At 52.1% G+C, this 21284-nt stretch carries 22 protein-coding genes; 8 read left to right on the top strand and 14 right to left on the bottom strand.

From position 1 onward, the window contains the following. Window positions 1-4 precede the first annotated feature (4 nt). The 4 genes from motB to flhD all read right to left on the bottom strand — a co-directional run bounded on the left by motB (window position 5) and on the right by flhD (window position 2873). A complete protein-coding gene (gene motB, locus ABGB15_RS08840; RefSeq protein ID WP_152081444.1) occupies window positions 5-934 on the bottom strand; it encodes a flagellar motor protein MotB in 930 nt (309 codons plus the stop codon). Next, complete coding sequence (gene motA, locus ABGB15_RS08835) at window positions 931-1818, bottom strand: flagellar motor stator protein MotA (protein WP_152081445.1); 888 nt, start codon at window positions 1816-1818, stop codon at window positions 931-933. Before motA ends, motB begins: the two co-directional genes overlap by 4 nt. A 123-nt stretch (window positions 1819-1941) precedes the next feature. Beyond that, window positions 1942-2520 carry a flagellar transcriptional regulator FlhC gene (gene flhC, locus ABGB15_RS08830; RefSeq protein WP_152081446.1) on the bottom strand — a complete coding sequence of 193 codons (579 nt, stop codon included), beginning with the start codon at window positions 2518-2520 and terminating at the stop codon, window positions 1942-1944. Between the two features lie 2 nt (window positions 2521-2522). Further along, on the bottom strand, window positions 2523-2873 hold the full coding sequence (gene flhD, locus ABGB15_RS08825; RefSeq protein WP_198440046.1) for a flagellar transcriptional regulator FlhD: 351 nt from the start codon (window positions 2871-2873) through the stop codon (window positions 2523-2525). Between the two features lie 795 nt (window positions 2874-3668). Here flhD and uspC point away from each other — a divergent pair. Further along, window positions 3669-4097, top strand: coding sequence for a universal stress protein UspC (gene uspC / locus ABGB15_RS08820; protein WP_152081448.1), 429 nt, complete (start codon window positions 3669-3671; stop codon window positions 4095-4097). Window positions 4098-4112: 15 nt separating this feature from the next. Here the strand turns inward: uspC and otsA are convergent, their stop codons facing one another. The 6 genes from otsA to ABGB15_RS08790 form a co-directional block, all read right to left on the bottom strand. Further along, the gene (otsA, locus tag ABGB15_RS08815; protein WP_215722247.1) at window positions 4113-5537 is read right to left on the bottom strand and encodes an alpha,alpha-trehalose-phosphate synthase; all 1425 of its coding nucleotides are present in this window, start codon (window positions 5535-5537) and stop codon (window positions 4113-4115) included. Beyond that, entirely contained in the window at window positions 5512-6315 is an 804-nt protein-coding gene (gene otsB, locus ABGB15_RS08810; RefSeq protein WP_215722248.1) for a trehalose-phosphatase, read from the bottom strand. The genes otsA and otsB overlap by 26 nt, the downstream gene beginning before the upstream one ends. Window positions 6316-6467: 152 nt before the next feature. Then, window positions 6468-7448, bottom strand: a complete 981-nt coding sequence (gene araH, locus ABGB15_RS08805; RefSeq protein ID WP_215722409.1) for an arabinose ABC transporter permease AraH — start codon at window positions 7446-7448, stop codon at window positions 6468-6470. Window positions 7449-7462: 14 nt separating this feature from the next. Continuing rightward, window positions 7463-8977, bottom strand: a complete 1515-nt coding sequence (araG, locus tag ABGB15_RS08800) for an L-arabinose ABC transporter ATP-binding protein AraG (RefSeq protein ID WP_215722249.1) — start codon at window positions 8975-8977, stop codon at window positions 7463-7465. Between the two features lie 71 nt (window positions 8978-9048). After that, window positions 9049-10038 carry an arabinose ABC transporter substrate-binding protein AraF gene (araF, locus tag ABGB15_RS08795; RefSeq protein ID WP_152081453.1) on the bottom strand — a complete coding sequence of 330 codons (990 nt, stop codon included), beginning with the start codon at window positions 10036-10038 and terminating at the stop codon, window positions 9049-9051. A 316-nt stretch (window positions 10039-10354) separates the two neighbouring features. Then, the gene (locus ABGB15_RS08790) at window positions 10355-10912 is read right to left on the bottom strand and encodes a DJ-1 family glyoxalase III (protein WP_215722250.1); all 558 of its coding nucleotides are present in this window, start codon (window positions 10910-10912) and stop codon (window positions 10355-10357) included. Window positions 10913-11416: 504 nt separating this feature from the next. Between ABGB15_RS08790 and ABGB15_RS08785 the strand changes: the two genes are divergently transcribed. Continuing rightward, complete coding sequence (locus ABGB15_RS08785; protein ID WP_152081455.1) at window positions 11417-11920, top strand: non-heme ferritin-like protein; 504 nt, start codon at window positions 11417-11419, stop codon at window positions 11918-11920. A 151-nt stretch (window positions 11921-12071) separates the two neighbouring features. Further along, a complete protein-coding gene (locus tag ABGB15_RS08780; protein ID WP_215722251.1) occupies window positions 12072-13415 on the top strand; it encodes an anaerobic C4-dicarboxylate transporter in 1344 nt (447 codons plus the stop codon). A gap of 81 nt (window positions 13416-13496) precedes the next feature. Here the strand turns inward: ABGB15_RS08780 and ABGB15_RS08775 are convergent, their stop codons facing one another. Both ABGB15_RS08775 and azuC read right to left on the bottom strand, forming a co-directional pair. After that, the gene (locus ABGB15_RS08775; RefSeq protein ID WP_014832436.1) at window positions 13497-13748 is read right to left on the bottom strand and encodes a DUF2766 family protein; all 252 of its coding nucleotides are present in this window, start codon (window positions 13746-13748) and stop codon (window positions 13497-13499) included. Between the two features lie 107 nt (window positions 13749-13855). Next, the gene (gene azuC / locus ABGB15_RS08770; protein ID WP_014832437.1) at window positions 13856-13939 is read right to left on the bottom strand and encodes a stress response protein AzuC; all 84 of its coding nucleotides are present in this window, start codon (window positions 13937-13939) and stop codon (window positions 13856-13858) included. A 212-nt stretch (window positions 13940-14151) separates the two neighbouring features. Here azuC and ABGB15_RS08765 point away from each other — a divergent pair, with 212 nt between their 5' ends. Beyond that, window positions 14152-15570 carry an MFS transporter gene (locus tag ABGB15_RS08765; RefSeq protein WP_215722252.1) on the top strand — a complete coding sequence of 473 codons (1419 nt, stop codon included), beginning with the start codon at window positions 14152-14154 and terminating at the stop codon, window positions 15568-15570. Between the two features lie 38 nt (window positions 15571-15608). Here ABGB15_RS08765 and ABGB15_RS08760 read toward each other — a convergent pair whose 3' ends face one another. Further along, on the bottom strand, window positions 15609-16247 hold the full coding sequence (locus ABGB15_RS08760; protein ID WP_126545470.1) for an RpiB/LacA/LacB family sugar-phosphate isomerase: 639 nt from the start codon (window positions 16245-16247) through the stop codon (window positions 15609-15611). A 247-nt stretch (window positions 16248-16494) separates the two neighbouring features. On the opposite strand from ABGB15_RS08760, the gene yecR reads away from it, so the two are divergent. The 3 genes from yecR (at window position 16495) to tyrP (ending at window position 19004) form a co-directional block, all read left to right on the top strand. Then, window positions 16495-16830 (top strand): YecR family lipoprotein, encoded by a 336-nt coding sequence (yecR, locus tag ABGB15_RS08755; protein WP_152081458.1) that lies wholly within the window; start codon window positions 16495-16497, stop codon window positions 16828-16830. 204 nt (window positions 16831-17034) lie between these two features. Further along, window positions 17035-17532 carry a non-heme ferritin gene (gene ftnA / locus ABGB15_RS08750; protein WP_152081459.1) on the top strand — a complete coding sequence of 166 codons (498 nt, stop codon included), beginning with the start codon at window positions 17035-17037 and terminating at the stop codon, window positions 17530-17532. 320 nt (window positions 17533-17852) lie between these two features. Next, entirely contained in the window at window positions 17853-19004 is a 1152-nt protein-coding gene (gene tyrP, locus ABGB15_RS08745; RefSeq protein ID WP_263974466.1) for a tyrosine transporter TyrP, read from the top strand. Between the two features lie 32 nt (window positions 19005-19036). Here the strand turns inward: tyrP and ABGB15_RS08740 are convergent, their stop codons facing one another. After that, window positions 19037-19705 (bottom strand): YecA family protein, encoded by a 669-nt coding sequence (locus ABGB15_RS08740; RefSeq protein WP_152081461.1) that lies wholly within the window; start codon window positions 19703-19705, stop codon window positions 19037-19039. A 426-nt stretch (window positions 19706-20131) separates the two neighbouring features. On the opposite strand from ABGB15_RS08740, the gene ABGB15_RS08735 reads away from it, so the two are divergent. Continuing rightward, entirely contained in the window at window positions 20132-21253 is a 1122-nt protein-coding gene (locus ABGB15_RS08735) for a branched-chain amino acid ABC transporter substrate-binding protein (protein ID WP_215722254.1), read from the top strand. Window positions 21254-21284: the final 31 nt, after the last annotated feature.

Raw genomic sequence — 21284 nt, 5'->3', positions numbered from 1 at the left:
GCTATCACCTCGGATTGGCTGGTGGCGATGTTGGAACGGCAGCCGAAGGAACGGCCCCAGGCTGTTTTAAATCGTCCAGTGACTCATTCTGACTTTCGGCGTTTTCATGCAGGATGGCCTGCTCCGCCTGCTGGTTCAGCACTAAAAGACTGATACGACGGTTGATGGCGTCATCCGGCCCGCGGTCGGTGACACGCATGGTTGCTGCCATGCCGACCACGCGCAGTACCTTGCCATCATCAAGCCCACCCGCCACCAGCTCGCGACGCGAGGCGTTGGCACGATCGGCAGAAAGTTCCCAGTTGCTGTATCCCTTCTCACCCGTGGCATACGGGAAATCATCCGTGTGTCCTGACAGGCTGATTCGGTTAGGAATGCCGTTCAGCACCGGGGCAATCGCGCGCAAAATATCGCGCATATAGGGTTCAACTTCCGCACTCCCGGTTTTAAACATGGGGCGGTTCTGGCTGTCGATAATCTGAATACGCAGACCTTCCTGCACGAGGTCAATCTTCAGATGCGGGCGCAGCGCGCGCAGTTTCGGGTCCGCTTCGATCAGTTGATCCAGGTCACCACGCAGTTTTTTCAGGCGCGCCTGTTCCATCCGTTTTTTCAGCTCGTCGATGTTAGGCTCTTTTTTCACCTCACCCTTCTGCTGGGTGTAATCATCGCCACCGCCAGGAATGGGACTCTCGCTGTTTGAAATGCGTTGTCCCCCTGTCACCGCTGTGGCCAGCGGCGTTCTGAAATATTCCGCAATCTGGATAAGCTCTTTCGGGCTGGAGATGGAGATCAGCCACATCACCAGAAAGAACGCCATCATGGCGGTCATAAAATCGGCATACGCGATCTTCCAGGAGCCATGCGCACCGTGCCCATGCCCCTTGTGCTTGCGTTTTTTTACGATGACGATCGGATGGGACTGGTTTTTCATGCGTCCTCAGTGGTCGTCTGTTGGTTTGGGTTTTTCACCGCACGCACGTGCTCTTCCAGTTCGATAAACGATGGACGTTCACTGGAGTAGAGCGTTTTACGGCCAAATTCGACGGCGATCGGTGGCGCATAACCGTTGAGATTAGAGAGCAGCGTGATCTTCACGCACTGCATCATTTTGGTGGTTTCCGCGCTCTTCTGGCGCAGGACGCTTGCCAGCGGTGAGATAAAACCGTAGGCCAGCAAAATACCGAGGAAGGTACCGACCATCGCATGGGCAATCAGCGCCCCCAGTTCTGCCGCCGGACGATCCGCTGACGCCAGGGCATGAACCACACCCATAACCGCCGCAACGATACCGAACGCCGGAAGCGAGTCACCGACCAATGCCAGGCTGTTGGCCGGCACTTCAGATTCGCTTTCGTGGGTCTCAATTTCTTCGTCCATCAACGCTTCGATTTCGAAGGTATTCATGTTGCCGCTGATAATGAGGCGCAGGTAATCGACAATGAAATCCAGCATCATCGCGTCCGCAAGAATGCGCGGGTAGCTGGCGAAAATTTCACTCTCTTTTGGGTTTTCGATGTCACGCTCCAGCGAGAACATCCCCTGCTGACGGGATTTCGCCATCAGACGATAGAGCAGCGCCAGCAGATCCATGTACATACTTTTGGTGTATTTCGAGCGACGGAACAGCAACGGAATGGCTTTTAGCGTCCCCTTGATCGATTTACCGTTGTTGCCAACGATAAAAGCCCCTATCCCTGCGCCGCCGATGATAATAAGTTCAGCCGGTTGATAGAGTGCTCCAAGGTGCCCGCCGGTCATCATGTAACCGCCGAAAACTGTACCGAGAACTACCAGGTAACCTAATAAGATAAGCACGACATCATCCTTCCGCTAGTGACTATGGCAGGACGTTCATCTCGAACGGGTTACCGGAATGGAGGGTAAAAAAAAGCAGCGGTAATCACTTACCGCTGCTGGAATCTTGCCCACACGTTCGGGTTAAACAGCTTGTTCGATCTGTTCATCCAGCAGTTGTGGAATAATATCGGCAGCCTGTCGGGAAAGTTTACGTCTTTTTACTGCACGGGATGGTGGCTGACATAAACTACAGGCGAAGCTGCCAGCAGGCTGGTGCGCATGGGTAATAAAATTACCGTTACAGCAATTGCAGTGTGACAATTCAAGCATTCCGCTTTCAACAAAACGCACCAGCGTCCATGCGCGGGTCAGCGCCAGCAGGGGGCCTCCTTCCTGCTGTGGGCATTGCTCAAGGTAAAGTTTATACGCTTTGATCACGGCGTCGACACCGCTACACAAACCGGTTTTCAGCAGATACTGCCAGGCGTTACAGAACATCGAGGCATGAATATTCTGTTCCCAGGTCATAAACCAGTCCGTTGAAAACGGCAGCATCCCCTTCGGTGGAGGGCTGCCACGTAACTCTTTATACAGTTTAATCAGGCGACCACGGCTCAGCTGAGTCTCGCTTTCCAGCATTTGTAAACGAGCACCCAGCGTAATCAATTCCATTGCCAGCTGTATGTCACGGGCTTCCTGAACAATGCTTTTCTCGCTCATTTTTACGCCCTTTTCTTACGGGCTGCGTCATCAGTCTGGCTGATTTCGTTGAGCAGGCGAGTTGAGAGCAGGATACCGGTATGGATCTGTTGCAGATCGTCAACACGGGATTCCTGAGTAAGACGCGTAATCGTCTGCGGATTATCAAAACGGAACTGACAAACCAGTTGGTTCGTTTCAGCCAGCTTTACCATTTGTGGAAGGGTTAATCCACCCAGCATGGTTGCCATCTCTTCGTTAATACCCAGACGAAACATCGCGGACGCTTTGTCCTGACTAATCAAACGCTGCGCGAGCAGTAAATATGACAAATTGATGTCATAGATATGTTTTAGCAACTCGGATGTATGCATTTTTCCCATCCCGAATAACCAACTATTATTTTTATGCGGAAAGACCGCACCCCGTGATGTCGCCGGGAAATCACCCGGTATAAAAAGAAAAGGCCAAATGCATAGTTGAATTAAGGTTGTATGCTGTAAAACGCGCAGCAACTCAGCACGCGGATGCGTTGCTTACACCTTTTATCATTTCTTACAAATAACTAAGATTTTTCCTAATTCGACGCAAACTCTACTCGTCAGTTTTGACACATACAATGCAGCCTCCCCTGAAATTTAAAAAAAATGTGATCCACATCACATAATTTAAGCGAATATATCCTATAAATCCATCAGCACGACTTGTAAGTTGGCTAATTTATGCTCAATCGACACGCTTTTGTATTCCAGCAGGACGAATACTGATGCAGAAGGCTGAGTTAAATGGGTACAGGAATTGCTTACCACCCTAACGATGACGCGGCCAGACGCTGGAGAGGCTGCGCTGTCAGAAACGAAGTTTCATTAATCATGAAAAACAGGGAGTTATCCTTAAAAAAGCCGCAGGAAGTTTCACACTGAAATCATCTCGCTCGTGTTAATAACGCGTTAAAACGATTTAGCCAGGCAGAATGTTAAATGTGTGATTTAGGTTAAGATGTTAATTTTTCTCATTCAGGAGCACGTTTGCAGTATTCTTCTTATAAGAATAATTAATGAATAATTATGATAAGGTTCACACTATTATCGTATTCCCCACTTGCAGAAGTGGCAAATTCGCGGTAAAGCTGAGAAAACATTGTCTTTCAGACATCAAAGGAGTGCGTGATGAGTTACAGCCATCTTCTTGTTTCTGTAGCAGTTTCACCGGAAAGCCATCAACTCGTCGCCCGTGCTGTTTCCATTGCCAGACCCACCAATGCCCGTATCAGCCTGATCACGCTGGCCGCCGAGCCTGAGATGTACAATCAACTGGCTGCGCCCATGCTTGAAGATATTCGTGATGTCCTGCAGGAAGAAACACAGCAATTTCTGCGGGAACTGGTAGAAAAGGCGCAATATCCTGTTCATGAAACCGTTATTGCGACGGGGGAATTAAATCAACATATTCTGGATATATGTCGTAAACAGAATATTGATTTGGTTATTTGCGGTAATCATAACCAGAGCTTTTTTTCGCGTGCAGCCTGTTCGGCTAAATCAATTGTTGCGTCAAGCCAGGTGGATGTACTGTTAGTGCCTCTCGGGGGCCGGTAATGCCCCCGAGGAATATCATGCCAGTTTAGGGAATGTCGCGATCTTCTTTTGCAGATGGCCTTCGCTGTTTTGCGGCGTAATCTCGCGTAAATCACTCATAAAGCGCGCCTGCCAGTGATTAATATCGTTCGTGCGAATGGTTTCCATCATCTCCGCATGTCGTGAGATACGTTCGGTAAGGGGCATTTTCAGCGCACGATCGAGCGCATTCGCGACATCATCGCGGTCATAAGGATTGACAAGCAGTGCGGACGTCAGTTCATTCGCTGCACCGGCAAACTGTGACAGGACCAGCACGCCAGGGTCGGCAGGATCTTGTGCTGCAACATACTCCTTCGCCACCAGATTCATCCCGTCGCGCAGCGGCGTTACCAGCCCGACATCCGCATAGCGGAAGACCTTCATCAGGATCTTGCGGTCAAAGTGTTGATTCAGATAGAAAAGCGGCGTCCAGCCCAGTTGCCCGTATCGGCCATTAATTCGGCCCGCTTCCGTCTCCAGTTGATGACGAATATCCTGATAGGCCTGCACTTCACCCCGTGATGTGGGCGCGATTTGCGTGTAGCGGATCTTTCCGTGGTGCTCAGGGTATTTATCCAGCAGCGTCTCATAAGCCAGAAAACGCTCCGGCAAGCCTTTTGAGTAATCCAGACGTTCTACCGAAAAGATGTTCTTCACATGCTTCAGCTCGTTTTTAAGCTGTGCCAGCTTCGGCGGTAGCGGGCCTGACGCCTGTTCGGCAATCTCGTCCGGTTCGATGCCGATAGGATAAACCTCGGTGTGGAACGTCTTACCCCATGCCGCATGCGATTTCCCGCTGTGCGTCGTCAGACGCGTTTTACCGGACACGCTGTCAAGGAAGGCCAGACGGTCATTTTCCGTCTGGAAACCCAGCAGATCATAATCTGCCAGCGCCTCAAGCAGCTCTTCATGCGGCGGCAGCGCGGTGAATATCTCCGGTGTCGGGAAAGGAATATGCAGGAAGAAGCCGATCCGGTTATTCACGCCCTGTTTTCTCAGCTCTCTGGCGAAGGGAAGAAGATGATAATCGTGTATCCATAGAATATCGTCCTCCTGGATTAATGGCAGCAGTTTATCCGCCAGCAGCGCATTGACGCGCATATACCCTTCGAATGACTCCCGCTGGAACTTCACCAGGTCGAGGCGGTAGTGAAACGCAGGCCACAATACGGCGTTGGAGAACTCGGAGTAATACTCTTCATAATCTTTTTCACTGAGAGCAAACGAGGCCCAGGTGATATTGCCCTGCGTGACTTTTTCCAGCGGTTTCTCGTCATTACTGATTTCACCGCTCCAGCCAAACCACAGGCCACCGGCGGCTTTTAAGGCACCTAACACCCCTACCGCCAGGCCACCCGCACTGGCTTTTTTATCATCCGGCGGTGCAATGCGATTAGAGACGACGACTAAGCGACCCATAATGATTTCTCCCGTTGTTTTGCGCTATTTGTTGTTGTTGCTGGTTAGCGACGTCAGATATCCATTGCCAGACGCTGGCGACGCTTTCCAGCCGCCATTCGGCAATTGTTTCTCCAGGGCCGACTTTGACAGACATCCCGCCGGCCTTGTTTACCACGGTAAACCCGGCCTCATCGGTCAGGTCATCCCCAAAAAATACTGGCGTCCTGCCCCTGAAGGGCGGCTCAGCCATAAACGCCGCGATTGCAGCGCCTTTGTTGATCCCTTGCGGTTTTATCTCAACGACACATTTTCCCGGCTGCAGAGCGAGCTGCGGATGTGCCTCGGCCACGCTTCTGGCAATGGCAAAGATTGCCGCTTCATGATGTGGGGCCTGGCGGTAGTGCAAGGCAAAAGCCATACCTTTGGGTTCCAGCTCAGTACCCGGCAGCTTTTCAAGCGCCTGAGCGAGATGCGTATGCAGCATCTGGATTAAGGTATCGGGGAGTGAAACCACATGCAGTTGATCATGGATATCGCGGCGCTCCGCTCCGTGCACACCAGCCAGCGGAAAGTGGTATGGACTGGCGAGCACATCCAGCTCGGCCATTGAGCGCCCTGAAATCAATGCCAGTGCTCCCTCGTTCATTCGGGAGAGCTGCTGCAAATTCTCTAATACCGTATCCGGTACGACGACCTCATCGGGATGCGGTTTTATCCCGGCGAGAGTCCCGTCGAGGTCAAAAAAGAAAGCAAATTTTCCGGGCAGTACAGGCGGTGCGGTTAACAAGTCAGCCACCCTTTTCCTCCTTACAGTGAGTAAACAACCATGTAAGTATAGACAGTGTGACGGTGCTCGCCATTTGACAACCGGCCCGCCTGTGAAACTGGCGGGCCGGTCAGGAGGTCAACTATGGTTAATAGTTGAGCAGAATAAAGGCAGGAAGTGACTCAGACGGTACGCTTCGCTTTTTGTTTGTAACGGTCGAAAATCACGGCTGCCAGCAGGATCAGGCCGCGAACCACGTACTGCGAGAACGGTGAAATATTCAGCAGGTTCATGGCGTTCTCCACCGTCCCCAGAATCAGGATACCGGCCACCACATATGAGATTTTTCCGATGCCGCCTTTCAGGGAAACACCACCCAATACGCACGCTGAAATGACGATCAGCTCGTAACCGATAGAGGTCATTGGCTGGCCGCTGGTCATACGCGAAGCCAGAATGATCCCCGCCGCTGCAGAGACCAGCCCGGAGAGCACGAAGATGATGATCTTGGTGCGTACAACCGGCACACCGGCCAGACGCGCAGCCTCTTCATTACCGCCAATCGCCAGGGTATTACGACCAAAGGTGGTACGGTTGAGCAGGAAGCCGAACAGGATCAGGCATGCCACCGTCAGCCAGATGGGGGCGGGTAAGCCTAGCCAGTTCGCATAGCCCAGGGTGAAGAAACGTTCGTCTTCAATCCCGACCGCTTTACCATCGGAAATGATGTAAGCCAGACCACGCACGATTTGCATCGTCGCAAGCGTCGTGATCAGAGCGTTAATTTTCAGGCGGGCAATGACAAACCCGTTCACCAGCCCACTGAGAACGCCCAGCAACAGACCAGCGAAAACGCCAATCCACAGACTTTCGGTCATGTTGATGACCACCGCCGTTGTCACGCCCGCACAGGCAATCACCGAGGCGACAGAGAGGTCGAAATCGCCGGAGGCCAGACAGAACAGCATCCCGCAGGCCACCATGCCGGACATAGAGATCGCCAGCCCCAGCCCTTTCATATTGATAAAGGTGGCGAAGTTAGGCACAAAAATCGCGCAGGCGATGAACAGCGCGGCAAAAACGACCAGCATGCCGTACTGGTCCCAGATGCGGCCAAAACTGAAAGCTGACTTCGGCGCTCCGGATGTAGTAACAGAGGACATCATTGACTCCTTACTCAGGCGACAGCCTGGCTAACTTTAGGCATGGCGAGACTCAACGCCTGTTGTTCATTCGCCTGTTCATGTTGCAACTCACCGGCAATTTCACCTTCACGCATCACAACGATGCGGTCAGCGACGCCAAGCACCTCAGGCAGATCGCTGGAGGCGAACAACACCGCCACGCCGCGTTTTGCCAGTTCATAAATGACGTTATAGATTTCATGCTTCGCCCCCACGTCGATACCGCGTGTCGGCTCATCCAGCAAAATGACCTTCATATCTTCCGACAACCAGCGGCCCAGAATCGCCTTCTGCTGATTACCGCCGGAAAGATTCATGATCAGTTGCGCCGCCCCCGGCGTTTTTATGTTGAGCGAACGGATATGGCGATCGGCGTTGCTCGCTTCCCAGCTGTCGTTGATCAGGCAGCCCGCCCGGATGTATTTACGCCTTGCCGAGATATTGATGTTGTCGCGCACCGAGTGGACCGGAATAATCCCCTCCGCTTTGCGATCTTCCGGGCAAAGCATCATGCCCGCGTTGATAGCGTGGGCCGGCTTCTGGATATCAACCGCTTTTCCGTCGATGGAGACCTGCCCCCCGGTAATGCGCGTGCCGCCAAACAGCCCTTTCATCAATTCACTCCGCCCGGCCCCAACCAGGCCAAACAGCCCGACAATTTCACCGCTGCGCACCGAAAGCGAAACGGGTGTCCGCACCCCTGGCGCTTTCACATTGTCCAGCCGCAGACGTTCAGGGCCGTATTCACGCGGCTGCCAGTGGTAAATATCCCCCAGCTCGCGACCCACCATCGCCTGCACCAGTTGATCATGGTTAACCTGCTGCATGTCGGTAAACGTGCGCACATAGCGGCCATCTTTAAACACGGTAATGGCATCGCTTAGGGCAAAAATCTCTTCCATACGGTGAGAGACATACAAAATGACGCGGCCTTCTTTGCGCAGCTCGCGGATGACGCGGAACAGATTTTCAATTTCACGCGCAGAGAGCGAACTGGTCGGCTCGTCAAAGGCGATAATTTTGGCGTTGCGTGCCAGAGCCTTGGCAATTTCTACCATCTGCCACTGACCGATAGAGAGGTATTTCAGGGGCGTCTGGGGATCAACATCCAGACCAAGATGTTTTAACTGCAGCCCCGCTTCATAATTGAGTAGCGAGCGATTAACCAGGCCGCTTTTGTGCGGCAACTGGCCCAGATAGATGTTTTCCGCCACGGTCATCTCAGGGATCAAATGCAGTTCCTGATAGATAATGGCGACCCCGGCGTTTAGCGCCGCCGTGGTGTCGGCAAAGGCCATCTCTTCGCCGCGAATAGCCAGTGTTCCGGTTGTTGGCGTGTAGTTGCCGCTGAGGATTTTCAACAGCGTGGATTTCCCCGCGCCGTTCTCCCCCATCAGCGCATGAACCTGGCCGGCATAGCAGTCGAAACTGATATCGGTCAGCGCGTTAACACCGGGGAAGGTTTTCCCGATGCCGCGAAATGAGAGATACGGATCAGACTGTCGCATAACGTCTCCGTGATTCCAGTAGTGTGTACGTCTGGCCCCTCACGATGGGCGAGGGGCGCAATCACTGCGTATTACTTACCGCCCAGTCCTTTTTTCGCCAGCTCCTCTTTGAAGTTATCGCGGGTGATGAGCACCACGTCGGTCACTTCGGTGAATTTCGGTGGCTCAACCCCTTTGGTCACCCAGTTGTAGAGCATCTCGCTGGATTTGTAGCCGTGTACGTCCGGGCTTGGTAACAGCGAGCCGTAGAAGCCGGTGGCTTGTGCTTTGGACAACTCGCTGACCGCGTCCACGCCGTTGATGCCAATCCCGATGACATCAGGTGCCTTGAAGCCCTGCCCCTCTGTCGCGCGCACGCCACCCAGTACGGTGTTATCGTTCATGCCGACCACCAGCCAGTGTTTAACTTCAGGGTGCTGCACCAGCATGGAGTTCGCGGCATCGAATGCGCCGGGGATATCGTTGGATTTGGTCGGCACTTTATAGATCTGTTTTTCCGGGAAACCGGCAGCTTTCAGCGCGTCCATTGAACCGGTGGTACGGCGGCGCGCGGTATCCAGCTCATCAGCGGTGATAGCCATTACCCCGGTCTCTTTGACATCCCAGCCGCGTTTTTGCATCTCTTTATAGAGTTCCTGGCCCTGACGCTCGCCGATTTTAGTCGCCGCCATCATCACCAGCGGTACGGAGTCCATCGGTTTGCCTTTGGCGTTCACGAACTGATCGTCAACAGCGATCACCTTCATGTCGTAACCGCGCGCTTTTGCTGCAATGGCTGAACCCAGTTTTGGGTCCGGCGTACAGATCACAAACCCTTTCGCGCCGCTGGCCGCCAGGCTGTCGATGGCGTTCAGGGTTTTTTCTCCATCCGGCACGGCGATTTTAATAACGTCAAAACCTAAATCTTTCCCGGCTTTATCAGCAAATTTCCATTCGGTCTGGAACCAGGGTTCTTCGGGTTGTTTCACCAAAAAACCGAGTTTTAAATTTTCTGCGATAGCGGATTGTGACATAACGGCAGCCAAACCGATGGCCGCCAGCGCTTTAGTAAATTTGTGCATGGTAAACTCCAGCATTAGCGTTCTTTTCTGTAGGGAATAATTGCGTGCTTCTTATTTAATCGGACTTAAAACAAGGCATTAGCGCTTACCTCGTCATAAGCGTTAGTGCTGGTGATAGTTTTAGCGGGAAATTAATCATCCATAAGAGAGCGACATCACACCGCAGAATTACAGTAATTGCGTACATAAATTCAGCGGAAAATGACATAAAAAAGGAGGGTATTGTCGGACAAATGAAAGGGGGTTAAGCAGAATTATCCATAAGGTCAGCTAAGAAATCCTTGTCAGCCGAACGCCATAGCGTCCGGCGAGGAAATTACCAGGCGTAGTAGATGTGATCGGCGTGATCGCGAACCGGTGCCTCGTCACCCAGCAGGCGGGCAGAAAGCGTCAGTGCAAAATCGAAAGCATGTCCAAGCCCTTTGCCACTGATCAGGTTTTTATCCTCAACAACCGGTGCATCAACATATTCACCGTCTTTTACCGTTTCCCATAAGTCGCCAGAACAGACGTAACGACGTCCCTTCAGCAGACCGTTCCCGCCCAGAACGCGCGCCGCCGCGGAACAGATTGGGCAAATCAGTTTGCCACTCTCATCATGTGCTGTAATAAAGCGCACTACGTCGCGGCTAGCCGCCAGATTCATGCTCCCCTGTGGCCCGCCCGGTAAGACCACGGCGTCATAAAGCGTATTGATACGCTCTGTTAACGTGCTGTCTGCCACCATGGGGATATTGTGGTAACTCACCACCGCACGGGACTCCGCACAGGCCAGTGTTTCCACCTCAATCTCCAGACGACGCAGGATATCAATTGTGATGATTGCTTCCGCTTCTTCAAACCCAGGAGCCAGTAGCACAGCAACTTTAGCCATTTTTAACCTCAGTGATAAAAGTTATAAAACACTGTTTCATTTTATCATTATGCGCAGAAACATACCTGCACGGAGATCACATAACGCGCTTATCATGCTAATTTGATCTGACTCATTTTTTCTATTACATCATATATTCGGAGTTATTAATCCGCATTCACCTTTTCCTTATCGCCACTACATCATTAATTATTTAAAAAACGTCTCTTGCTCAATAACCAAAATTAATCCCATAAAAATCATAAGATTATATATTTTTAATTTATGCATGCTGATTCGAAAATTTGGACTATATTAAAATTTGTAATCTATGGTAAACACAGCGACGTTAAGAGTTTTCTTAGACCAGAGACAAGGGTATGCTTATTTATATCGAACACAGGAAGTGAATATTCGGTCACCTTATTCAGCGCAGAAATGACATTTCTGCCCGTCAATCGCATGAGCCTGCCGGGTCAGGTTAAGCAGCGGACATCGTGTCCCTCAGTCAATAAGGATATTTGTATGGCTACCCAAACGATGATTCAAAAACTCAATGCCCAGATGAACCTGGAGTTCTATGCATCAAATCTGCACCTGCATTTGAGCAAATGGTGTTCTGAGAACAGTCTCAACGGTACGGCCACCTTCTTTCGTACGCAGGCACAAAGCAACGTCACGCATATGATGCGCGTGTTTAATTTTATGAAAACTGCCGGGGCGAACCCAATCGTCAAAGCACTAGATACGATCGATGACAGCTACTCTTCTCTCGAAGAGCTGGTTCAGAAAACGCTTGAAGAGTATGAGCAACGTTGCACCACGCTCAGCAATCTGGCCGAAGAAGCGAAAGCACAGCAGGACAGCACGACCCTGAATTTCTTACGCGATATGGATAAAGAGCAACAGCAGGACGGCATGCTGCTCAAAACGCTCGCCGATGAAATTCGCAATGCCAGACGCAACGGCTTATGTCTGGAACAAACCGATCGCCATCTGCTCGATCTGGTGACGGTGCAACATCACTAAACATTTACCCCCTGCTCCCGATCGGGGGCAGGTTCTTCTTCCCACAATGCCCTGCTTTTGCTGAAGTTTAACAAATCTGATCTTGCTCCCAATGAATAACCACACATCGTGTAATGATTTGTTTAATAACAATCATTGACGAGAGAGCATCATGATCACCATTGAGTTTATTGTCATTATCCTCTGCCTGCTGGTAGGCACCCGATTCGGCGGTATGGGGCTTGGGCTGATAAGCGGTATTGGCCTGTTTATTCTGAGTTTTGTCTTTGGCCTGCAACCCGGTAAACCGCCGGTTGACGTCATGCTCACGATCCTCGCCGTTATTGGCTGTGCGGCAACATTGCAGACAGCGGGTGGCCTGAATGTGATGATGCAGTTCGCTGAGCGCCTGCTGCGTAAACACCCGCAGCACATTACCCTGCTTGCGCCTTTCACCACCTGGATGCTGACTTTCCTGTGCGGGACCGGGCATGTGGTCTACACCATGTTCCCTATTATTGCCGATATCGCATTGAAAAAAGGGATTCGTCCGGAGCGCCCGATGGCCGTGGCGTCGGTGGCCTCGCAGATGGCGATCACCGCCTCCCCGGTTTCCGTTGCCGTGGTTTCGCTGGTGTCGATACTGGGTGCGCAGCATGGGATCGGTCACGCGTGGGGGATACTAGAAATCCTCGCGGTGTCCGTTCCCGCCTCGCTGTGTGGCGTCGCCATTGCCGCGATGTGGAGCCTGCGTCGTGGCAAAGATCTGGCCGATGACCAGGAGTTCCAGGAAAAGCTAAAAGATCCGAAACAGCGGGAGTTCATTTATGGCAGTACGGAAACGTTGATGAACCAGCGTTTCCCGAAACAGGCGTACTGGTCCACATGGATTTTCTTCGCCGGGATCGCCGTTGTTGTTTTGCTGGGTGCATTGCCGGAGCTGCGTCCTGCCTTTGAGGTCAAAGGTAAAATGACCGCGCTGTCGATGAACCTTGTCATCCAGATGATGATGCTTATTGCCGGTGCCGTAATGCTCGTGGCCTGTAAGGTCAACGCCTCTGCCATCTCGAACGGTGCGGTATTTAAAGCGGGTATGGTCGCTATCTTCTCAGTATTCGGCGTGGCATGGATGAGTGATACCTTCTTTCAGGCACATCTTGATGAGCTAAAAATGGCGCTGGAAGGCGTGGTGAAAAGCCATCCGTGGACGTATGCCATTGTGCTGTTCCTGGTCTCCAAGCTGGTGAACAGCCAGGCAGCGGCGCTAACCGCTGTTGCGCCCATGGGGTTAATGCTGGGTATTGACCCGAAAATGCTCATCGCCTTCTTCCCGGCGTCGTATGGCTATTTTGTTCTGCCCACCTATCCGAGCGATCTGGCGTGTATCGGGTTTGATCGCTCTGGCACCACCCGTATCGGCAAATTCATCATCAACCACAGCTTTATTCTGCCGGGGCTGATTGGCGTAAGCTCGGCATGCGTCGTGAGTTATCTGCTGGTCCAGACCTTCTTCTGATCCTTTCTCCGGGCGACAACCTGTGTCGCCCTTCGACGTTTGAGCAGAAATCTGTTTCTAATTTCAAAACATCGGTTTATTTTAGTGAGACTCACCCTGCGGCGTGAATCTCAGCTCAATCAGCGCGATAGCTTTCTGAATCGCACGGAGCGTGACCGGATCGGCCGCAGCAGGATGGCTGGTGAAATCGATGTTTTTCAGTTGGGTGGACATCTTCTCGCGCACTTCGACTGGCGCGATAACGTCCAGTACATCAAGGATCTGTTTGATAACCAACTGGCATGCGACGACGTCAGACACCAGTTCCTGATCGGCGCTCAGGTTTTGTGACATGGGCTTTCTCCTTATTCAAAGGCCGCCATAGTAGCAAAACGCACGCCCTTTCATCTCACTCTCGTCGTCTGCAGGCATAAAAAAACCTGCCGAAGCAGGTTTTTTTATCAGAACATCGCACCCGGTGGGACGTCTTTAAAGGTGTTGCAGTAGTTAGCCCACATGCTTTTCAGGATTTTGCGCAGTTTCATTATGATGCTCCGGTAATTTGTTATGCAGGTGTTATTGTCAATGCGCTTATAATATGACCACCATCACAAAAATCAATACTTTTGTGACTCAAGTCACAGACATAAAACTCACTGCGCGGCTGAGATGTTAATAAAAATGACGATAAATCCGTTAGTTACGATCGTATAAATTCCAGTAAATTTTTATAAAATTTTTTGATATGGCAGGAAAAATGAGCGAGAACATAACTGACAAAGAGCGTCGTGGCTTATCGCCTGCGGCGCTGTTGGTTGCCGGTGCTTTCTTTATGGAGTTTCTTGACGGGACGGTGATTGCCACCGCCCTGCCCGACATGGCGAAGAGTTTCGGCGTGCAGGCGGTGGATCTGAATATCGGGATCAGCGCCTATCTCATTACGCTTGCCGTGCTCATCCCCGCCAGCGGCTGGATTGCCGACCGCTTCGGCGCGCGCAAAGTATTTGCCTTTGCACTGGCGATCTTCACGCTGGCCTCTGTTTTTTGCGGGCTGTCGAACACGGTCGATCAGTTTGTCGCCATGCGTGTCCTGCAGGGGATGGGCGGCGCGCTGATGGTGCCCGTCGGTCGTCTGGCCGTCCTGCGCACGACACCGAAACACCAGCTGATTACAGCCATCGCCACACTGACCTGGCCCGCGCTGGTTGCCCCGATTATTGGCCCACCGCTGGGCGGGTTTATTACCAGCTATGCCGACTGGCGCTGGATATTCTTTATTAATGTTCCGCTGGGGATTGTGGCCATTATTCTGGCGCTGCGTATTATTCCCGACCTGCATGAAGATGCTCGTCGCCCCTTCGACCTCACGGGCTTTGTTGCAACAACGATTGCGATGGTCAGCCTGGTCTATGCGATGGAAACCCTGGGCGGGCAGCATGTGAAGGAAGGGATAACGCTTGCACTGATGGTTGTGGGTTTACTTTCGCTGGTATTCGCTCTGCGCCATTTCAGGCGCACGGAATGGCCGATGATTCGGCTTGATGCACTGCAGGTTCCCACGTTCCGCGTGACAATGTACGGCGGATCGTTGTTCCGCGCGTCAATCAGCGCCGTTCCCTTCCTGCTACCGTTGATGTTTCAGGTTGGCTTTGGGATGGATGCCTTTCACTCTGGCCTGCTGGTTCTTGCCGTGTTCGTCGGGAATCTCACTATTAAACCCGCCACCACGCCCTTAATCCGTGGATTAGGCTTTAAGCGCTTGCTGCTGATCAACGGCGCATTAAACGTGCTGGCGCTGCTGGCCTGCGCGTTTCTTACCGCCGACACGCCCGTCTGGCTGATTATGCTGATCCTTTACCTCGGCGGGGTATTTCGTTCGATTCAGTTTACGGCAGTAAGCACGCTCGCCTTTGCCGATGTGCCCTCAGCCCAGATGAGTTACGCCAATACGCTGTTTTCCACCGCCACGCAGCTTGCCGTGGGGCTGGGCATCACGCTGGGCGCAATTGGTATTCGCATTGGTGAAAAAATCAGTGAGGCGTTTGGGCTTGAAGCCATACCCGGCATTAGTTTCCGGCTGGCGTTTGTCGCCATCGCGCTCATTTGCCTGGTGGGGATGTTTGACACGCTACACCTGACTAAAGATGCGGGCAGCGCCGTATCGACGAAGAGGTGATGTTATAAGCCGGGCAACACGGCCCGGCAATGACACAGTTAGCCCACAATCCCGCGAACAAAGGCTTCGATCTCTTTGTCCTGGCAGTTTTCAAAGAAGCACTGCTGGAAACGCTGGCCGGAAACGGCAGTCTTCACCAGTTCAGGATCGATCGCACGCAGAGTATCGAGATAGTTCTCTTTTACCACGGCGGCTTTCACCTGGTTCAGTATCCCGGCGTTACGCACCTGTGGCTCTTTACGCTCTGGCGGATAACCTTCGCCATTACGGCCAGTGAAGGCTTTTTCAAAGATAAAGCGCACGTTCAGCTCCGCACCCCAGCCAAAGCCTTTCGCAAACGGCAGGGAGAGCGCGTTACCGTTGTTGATCTGCGCGAACAGGAAGGCATCAGCAGGATCGATGCAGTAGCCACAAATCACGCCCGGATGAATATTCAGAGACATCAGCGCACCCTGACCCGTACCGCAGCCGGTGACAACAAAATCAACGGCTTTTGAATTGAGCAGAATACTCGCCATGATTCCAAGGTGAATATAGGTAAGGTGATGATCGTTCTCATCACTCATGCCCACGTTATACACCGGGAAGCCCTTCTCATCGGCGACGGCTTTTAACTCATTAAGGATGATGGGATTTTTAGCTGCCTGGCTGTTTTCCATCATCAGTGCAATTTTCATCTTTTCTCTCCTGAATGCATGGCGGGAAGTCCCGCTGTGGATACCTTTTCATCAGTAACCTTACTATCAAACAAACATGCTTTCAAATTAAGTGAAAACTTGTTTTAAAAAACACAGATGCGCTCACAATTTCTCGACCTGATGCTGTTCGTTGCGAAGAGAAAGGGTTGATCCTCCGGCTATTCCAGCCATTGACCTGAACGGTGGACGTTAAAATAACGTATTTCCCCTTCACGCAGAGTGAACCATGAAAAGAGTAATCATAGCTGGCACGATCCTGCTTCTCGCTGGGTGTAACATTAACCGCCAGGCTGAGGTCAGCCATCTTGACGCACCCAACGGGATTGTCCGCCTTGACTTCGGCCAGGCCATATTGCAAAACGCCCACTCCGATGAGTATGTGAATAACGGTACAGCCGTTAAAGCCTGTCAGAGCATGGGATATGCCACCGCCTCCGCCTATGGTCAACCCGTCAAAACATGTACCCTCATTAGTGGCTCTCTGTGTCTTAATGAGAGCGTGACGATCCAGTATAAATGCATGGGCTACGCCGTTAACCCTAATGCAACCAATCCGTGGTAATAATCTCTGCTGCCAGCACCGCTGGCAGTCTGTTTAATTAAGAACAAAAATAATTCTCATTAATATAAATACAAAGCGTCAATGCGTTTTATTCCCATTCGTATTTTTAATAAAGAAATATTTATTTTACTTTTTGCAAATAATTAAATAACAAATTATAGTGTCGCTCATCGTGAACCAGAAATAATAAACCGGAGCTGCACCATGCTGAAAACTGAAATGATCGACAAGCTCAATGCACAAATGAACCTTGAGCTTTATTCCTCTCTCCTTTACCAGCAAATGAGCGCCTGGTGCAGCTACCACAGCTTTGAAGGTGCTGCGGCATTTCTGCGTCGCCATGCGCAGGAAGAGATGACCCACATGCAGCGCCTGTTTGACTACATGACCGATACCGGCAGCCTGCCGCGTATTGAACCGGTGGCTTCCCCGGTTGCGGAATACGGTTCTCTTGATGAGCTGTTCCGCGCCACCTACGAGCATGAGCAGCTGATCACCCAGAAAATTAACGAACTGGTTCATGCCGCTATGATCGGCCAGGACTATCCAACCTTTAATTTCCTGCAGTGGTATGTTGCAGAGCAACATGAAGAAGAGAAACTGTTTAAATCCGTGCTGGATAAATTATCTCTGGCAGGTAAATCCGGTGAAGGTCTTTACTTTATTGATAAAGAACTTTCCACGCTCGATACGCAGAATTAATTCTCTGACGGTGCTGATCTTTCAGCACCGTTTTCATGACATCCACGCTACGTATTACCTTTTTTTTCCCCTCGCACACAATTAAACACATCACTTTCTCATCGCCAGATATCGCTTAGCGCCAGCCCCAATTTGTGCCCCTCTGTCGAACCGTAAACATTTAATTACATGGGTTGTAACGGTGATTTGACGAGTTACGGCTTTTCCCTTACTCTGCGCCGCAGATTTTGTCGCGATATGGAACGGTTGTAGAGGAAAGCGTGAAAAACAGAACTCTGGGAAGTATTTTTATCGTCGCCGGTACGACGATTGGCGCAGGAATGCTGGCAATGCCACTGGCAGCCGCAGGCGTTGGATTTAGCGTCACGCTGCTGTTACTGGCCGGGCTTTGGGCACTGATGTGTTACACCGCCCTGCTACTGCTGGAGGTTTATCAGCATGTTCCTGCTGATACAGGGTTGGGCTCGCTTGCGGCACGCTATCTCGGACGCTACGGGAAGTGGCTCACCGGCTTTAGCATGATGTTTCTGATGTACGCCCTCACCGCCGCTTACATTAGCGGTGCCGGGGAGCTGATCGCCTCCAGCGTTAATGACGGGTTCGGCTTTGACATTTCACCGGCGACCGGTGCCATGTTCTTCGCGCTGACTGGCGGCGGTGTCGTCTGTGCAGGGACCTCACTGGTCGATCTGTTTAACCGTTTTTTGTTCAGTGCCAAAATTCTCTTCCTGATTGTGATGCTGGTTCTGCTGGCACCGCATGTTCACAAGGTCAACCTGCTGACGCTGCCGCTGGAGAAGGGGCTGGCGCTTTCCGCCATCCCGGTGATTTTCACCTCATTCGGTTTCCACGGCAGCGTACCGAGCATTGTTAGCTATATGAAGGGGGACATACGCAAGCTGCGTCGCGTCTTTGTTATCGGCAGTGCCATTCCGCTGATCGCCTATATCTTCTGGCAACTGGTGACGCTCGGCAGCATTGATTCCCCGACCTTTATCGGTTTAATGGCGGCGCATTCGGGCCTGAATGGTTTCCTGCTGGCGCTGCGTGAGGTCGTCACTTCCCCACACGTCGAGCTGGCGGTACATCTGTTCGCAGACCTGGCGCTGGCCACCTCATTCCTGGGCGTGGCGCTCGGTCTGTTTGATTACCTGGCGGATCTGTTCCAGCGTCGCAACACCGTTGCCGGACGTTTACAGACAGGGGCGATCACCTTCCTGCCCCCGCTGGCCTTCGCGCTGTTTTATCCGCGAGGATTTGTGATGGCGCTGGGCTATGCAGGTGTGGCGTTATCGGTACTGGCGCTGCTGCTGCCTTCCCTGCTGGCGTGGAAAAGCCGTCAGCAGCATCCTCAGCAAGGGTATCGCGTAGCGGGCGGTAAGCCGCTGCTGTGTATTGTCTTTACCTGCGGCGTGGTCATTATTCTGGTGCAGTTTTTGATCGCAGCGGGGATGCTGCCGGAAGTGGGATAACGAAAGGGGCTCTGAATGAGCCCCTCTTTTTATCAGTGCAAACAGCAACTCTTAAACTTCTTCCCGCTGCCGCACGGACACGGATCGTTACGGCCAACCTTCGTCCCGTTCACCGTTGGCTTTTTCGCTTCCGGCTGCTGCGGATTTTCCACCCAGTAGTTGTACAAACGCAACGCCGCTGGCTGGATACGCTCAATGCTGGCAGTGTATTCCGCTTCGGTCAGGTCATCCAGCGTCTCGCTGTTTTCTTCTGAACCGTGCAGCGCAATAACATCCAGATCCGCTTTTAACGCGTCAGGCAATGCGGACCAGTCTGTCAGCGCCACGCCGCGCATATAGCCGTAGCACCACTCTTCCACCACGGTGTAGCTCTGGCCGTCAACGTCGTTATAGCCAAACATCGGTTCAAACTGATCCGGGTATTCGCTCAGGCGCTCAGCAATGTCGTTCATATGCTTAAAGCAGAGATCGATAAAACGGTTCATTTCACGATCGTTTTTCCAGCGCGGAATATATTTCTCTCCGCCCCATACCGCCACCAGCCAGGTATCGGGTTCAACCACAACGGGGCCGGAAAGCACTGCGGTAAGCATGCCGTCCAGTTCGGACACGTCAATCACGGACGCATCGTCATGACCGTAAGACATTAACGTCTCTTCCAGCCACTCCATTTCACTTTCATTTAATGGGCCTTCAGTCATTACTGACACTCCTGATAAAAAGGAAACGATCCTGACATATATTGCAGTCGATGCCTATCTGAAGTTTAGGCCGGGGCTGCCGTAAAAACGTGCAAATCGTGACCGTTGCACAACTTATGGGCATTGTTGTTAACGGGATGTGATCTTCGCTGTAATTTCGCGCCATCCCCGAAGGCTGCGTAAAACGGCGCTCTATACTCAAACATGTCGCAACCCACTCAACGGGTTAACCATTCTGGCAACATTCTTGCTTAGTCTTTTTCGCGCGTAACCACGCCGGAAAAACTCGCCGTACTGAGCTGAATAATGTCTGGATCTCGTTCGTTTCGTGCATTTTGTTCTCGCTTTTGTTTTTGGATTGACAACGCCAGCAGGCGTTCAGGTTTATACCGTGGTGCAAAAACCTCTTTGCTAAGGAACATAATAATGTCGCTGAAATTTATCAGAAGTCCCCTTTCTCTTGTGCTGGCTGGTTGTCTGGTGACGGCATTTTCCGCCCAGGCCGATATAGTCATTGGCGTGGCCGGGCCGTTTACGGGGCCGAATGCAACCTATGGCGATCAGTACTGGCATGGTGCAACACAGGCCGCAGAAGACATTAACGCCGCGGGCGGGATCAACGGCGAGAAAATCAAACTGGTTCAGGGCGATGACGCATGCGAGCCAAAGCAGGCGGTCGCCGTCGCCAACCGCTTAGTTGACCAGGATAAAGTCAACGCCGTGGTCGGCCATTTCTGCTCCTCTTCCACCATGCCCGCCTCTGAGGTGTACAGCGACGCAGGAATAATCTCCATCACCCCCGGTTCGACAAACCCGCTGATTACCGAACGCGGCATGAGTGATATGTTCCGCATGTGTGGTCGCGATGACCAGCAGGGCCAGGTCGCCAGCGATTTCATTATCGATAAGCTGAAAGCCAAACGCGTGGTGATCATCCACGATAAAGACACCTACGGGCAGGGGCTGGCAGACGCCACTAAGGCCGCGCTGGCAAAACGCGGTGTTCAGGATGTGATGTACGAGGGCTTATCGCGCGGGGAAAAGGACTTTAACGCACTGGTGACCAAAATTGGCGCACAAAAACCGGACGTGGTCTTCTTCGGTGGCTGCCACCCGGAAGCGGGCCCGCTGGTTCGTCAGATGCGTGAACAGGGCGTGCAGGCCAAGTTCTTCTCCGGCGACTGCATCGTCAATGAAGAGATGGTCACGGCGGCAGGTGGCCCGCAATACACTAAAGGTATTTACATGACCTTCGGGAAAGATCCACGCCTGATCCCGGATGGCAAAGCCGTTATCGATAAATTCCGCGCCGGTAAGTTCGAACCTGAAGGCTACACTCTCTACGCCTATGCCTCAATCCAGGCCATCGCGGCAGCATTTAACGCCACAAAAGGAACCGATTCCGCCAAAGCCAGCGAATGGCTGAAAGCCAATTCCGTTGACACGGTGATGGGTAAAAAAGCCTGGGACAGCAAAGGCGACCTGAAAGTTTCTGACTATGTGGTGTATCAGTGGGACGACAAAGGAAAATATAAGGAAGTGCAGTAACGGGACGGAGTCACGCTCAACGTCGGCAGGT

The organism is Enterobacter sp. MALB-1 (genome assembly GCF_041021625.1).
Classification (GTDB): domain Bacteria; phylum Pseudomonadota; class Gammaproteobacteria; order Enterobacterales; family Enterobacteriaceae; genus Enterobacter; species Enterobacter oligotrophicus.
The sequence above is the reverse complement of the archived record's forward strand: the minus strand, read 5'-3'. Positions and strand labels throughout refer to the sequence as shown.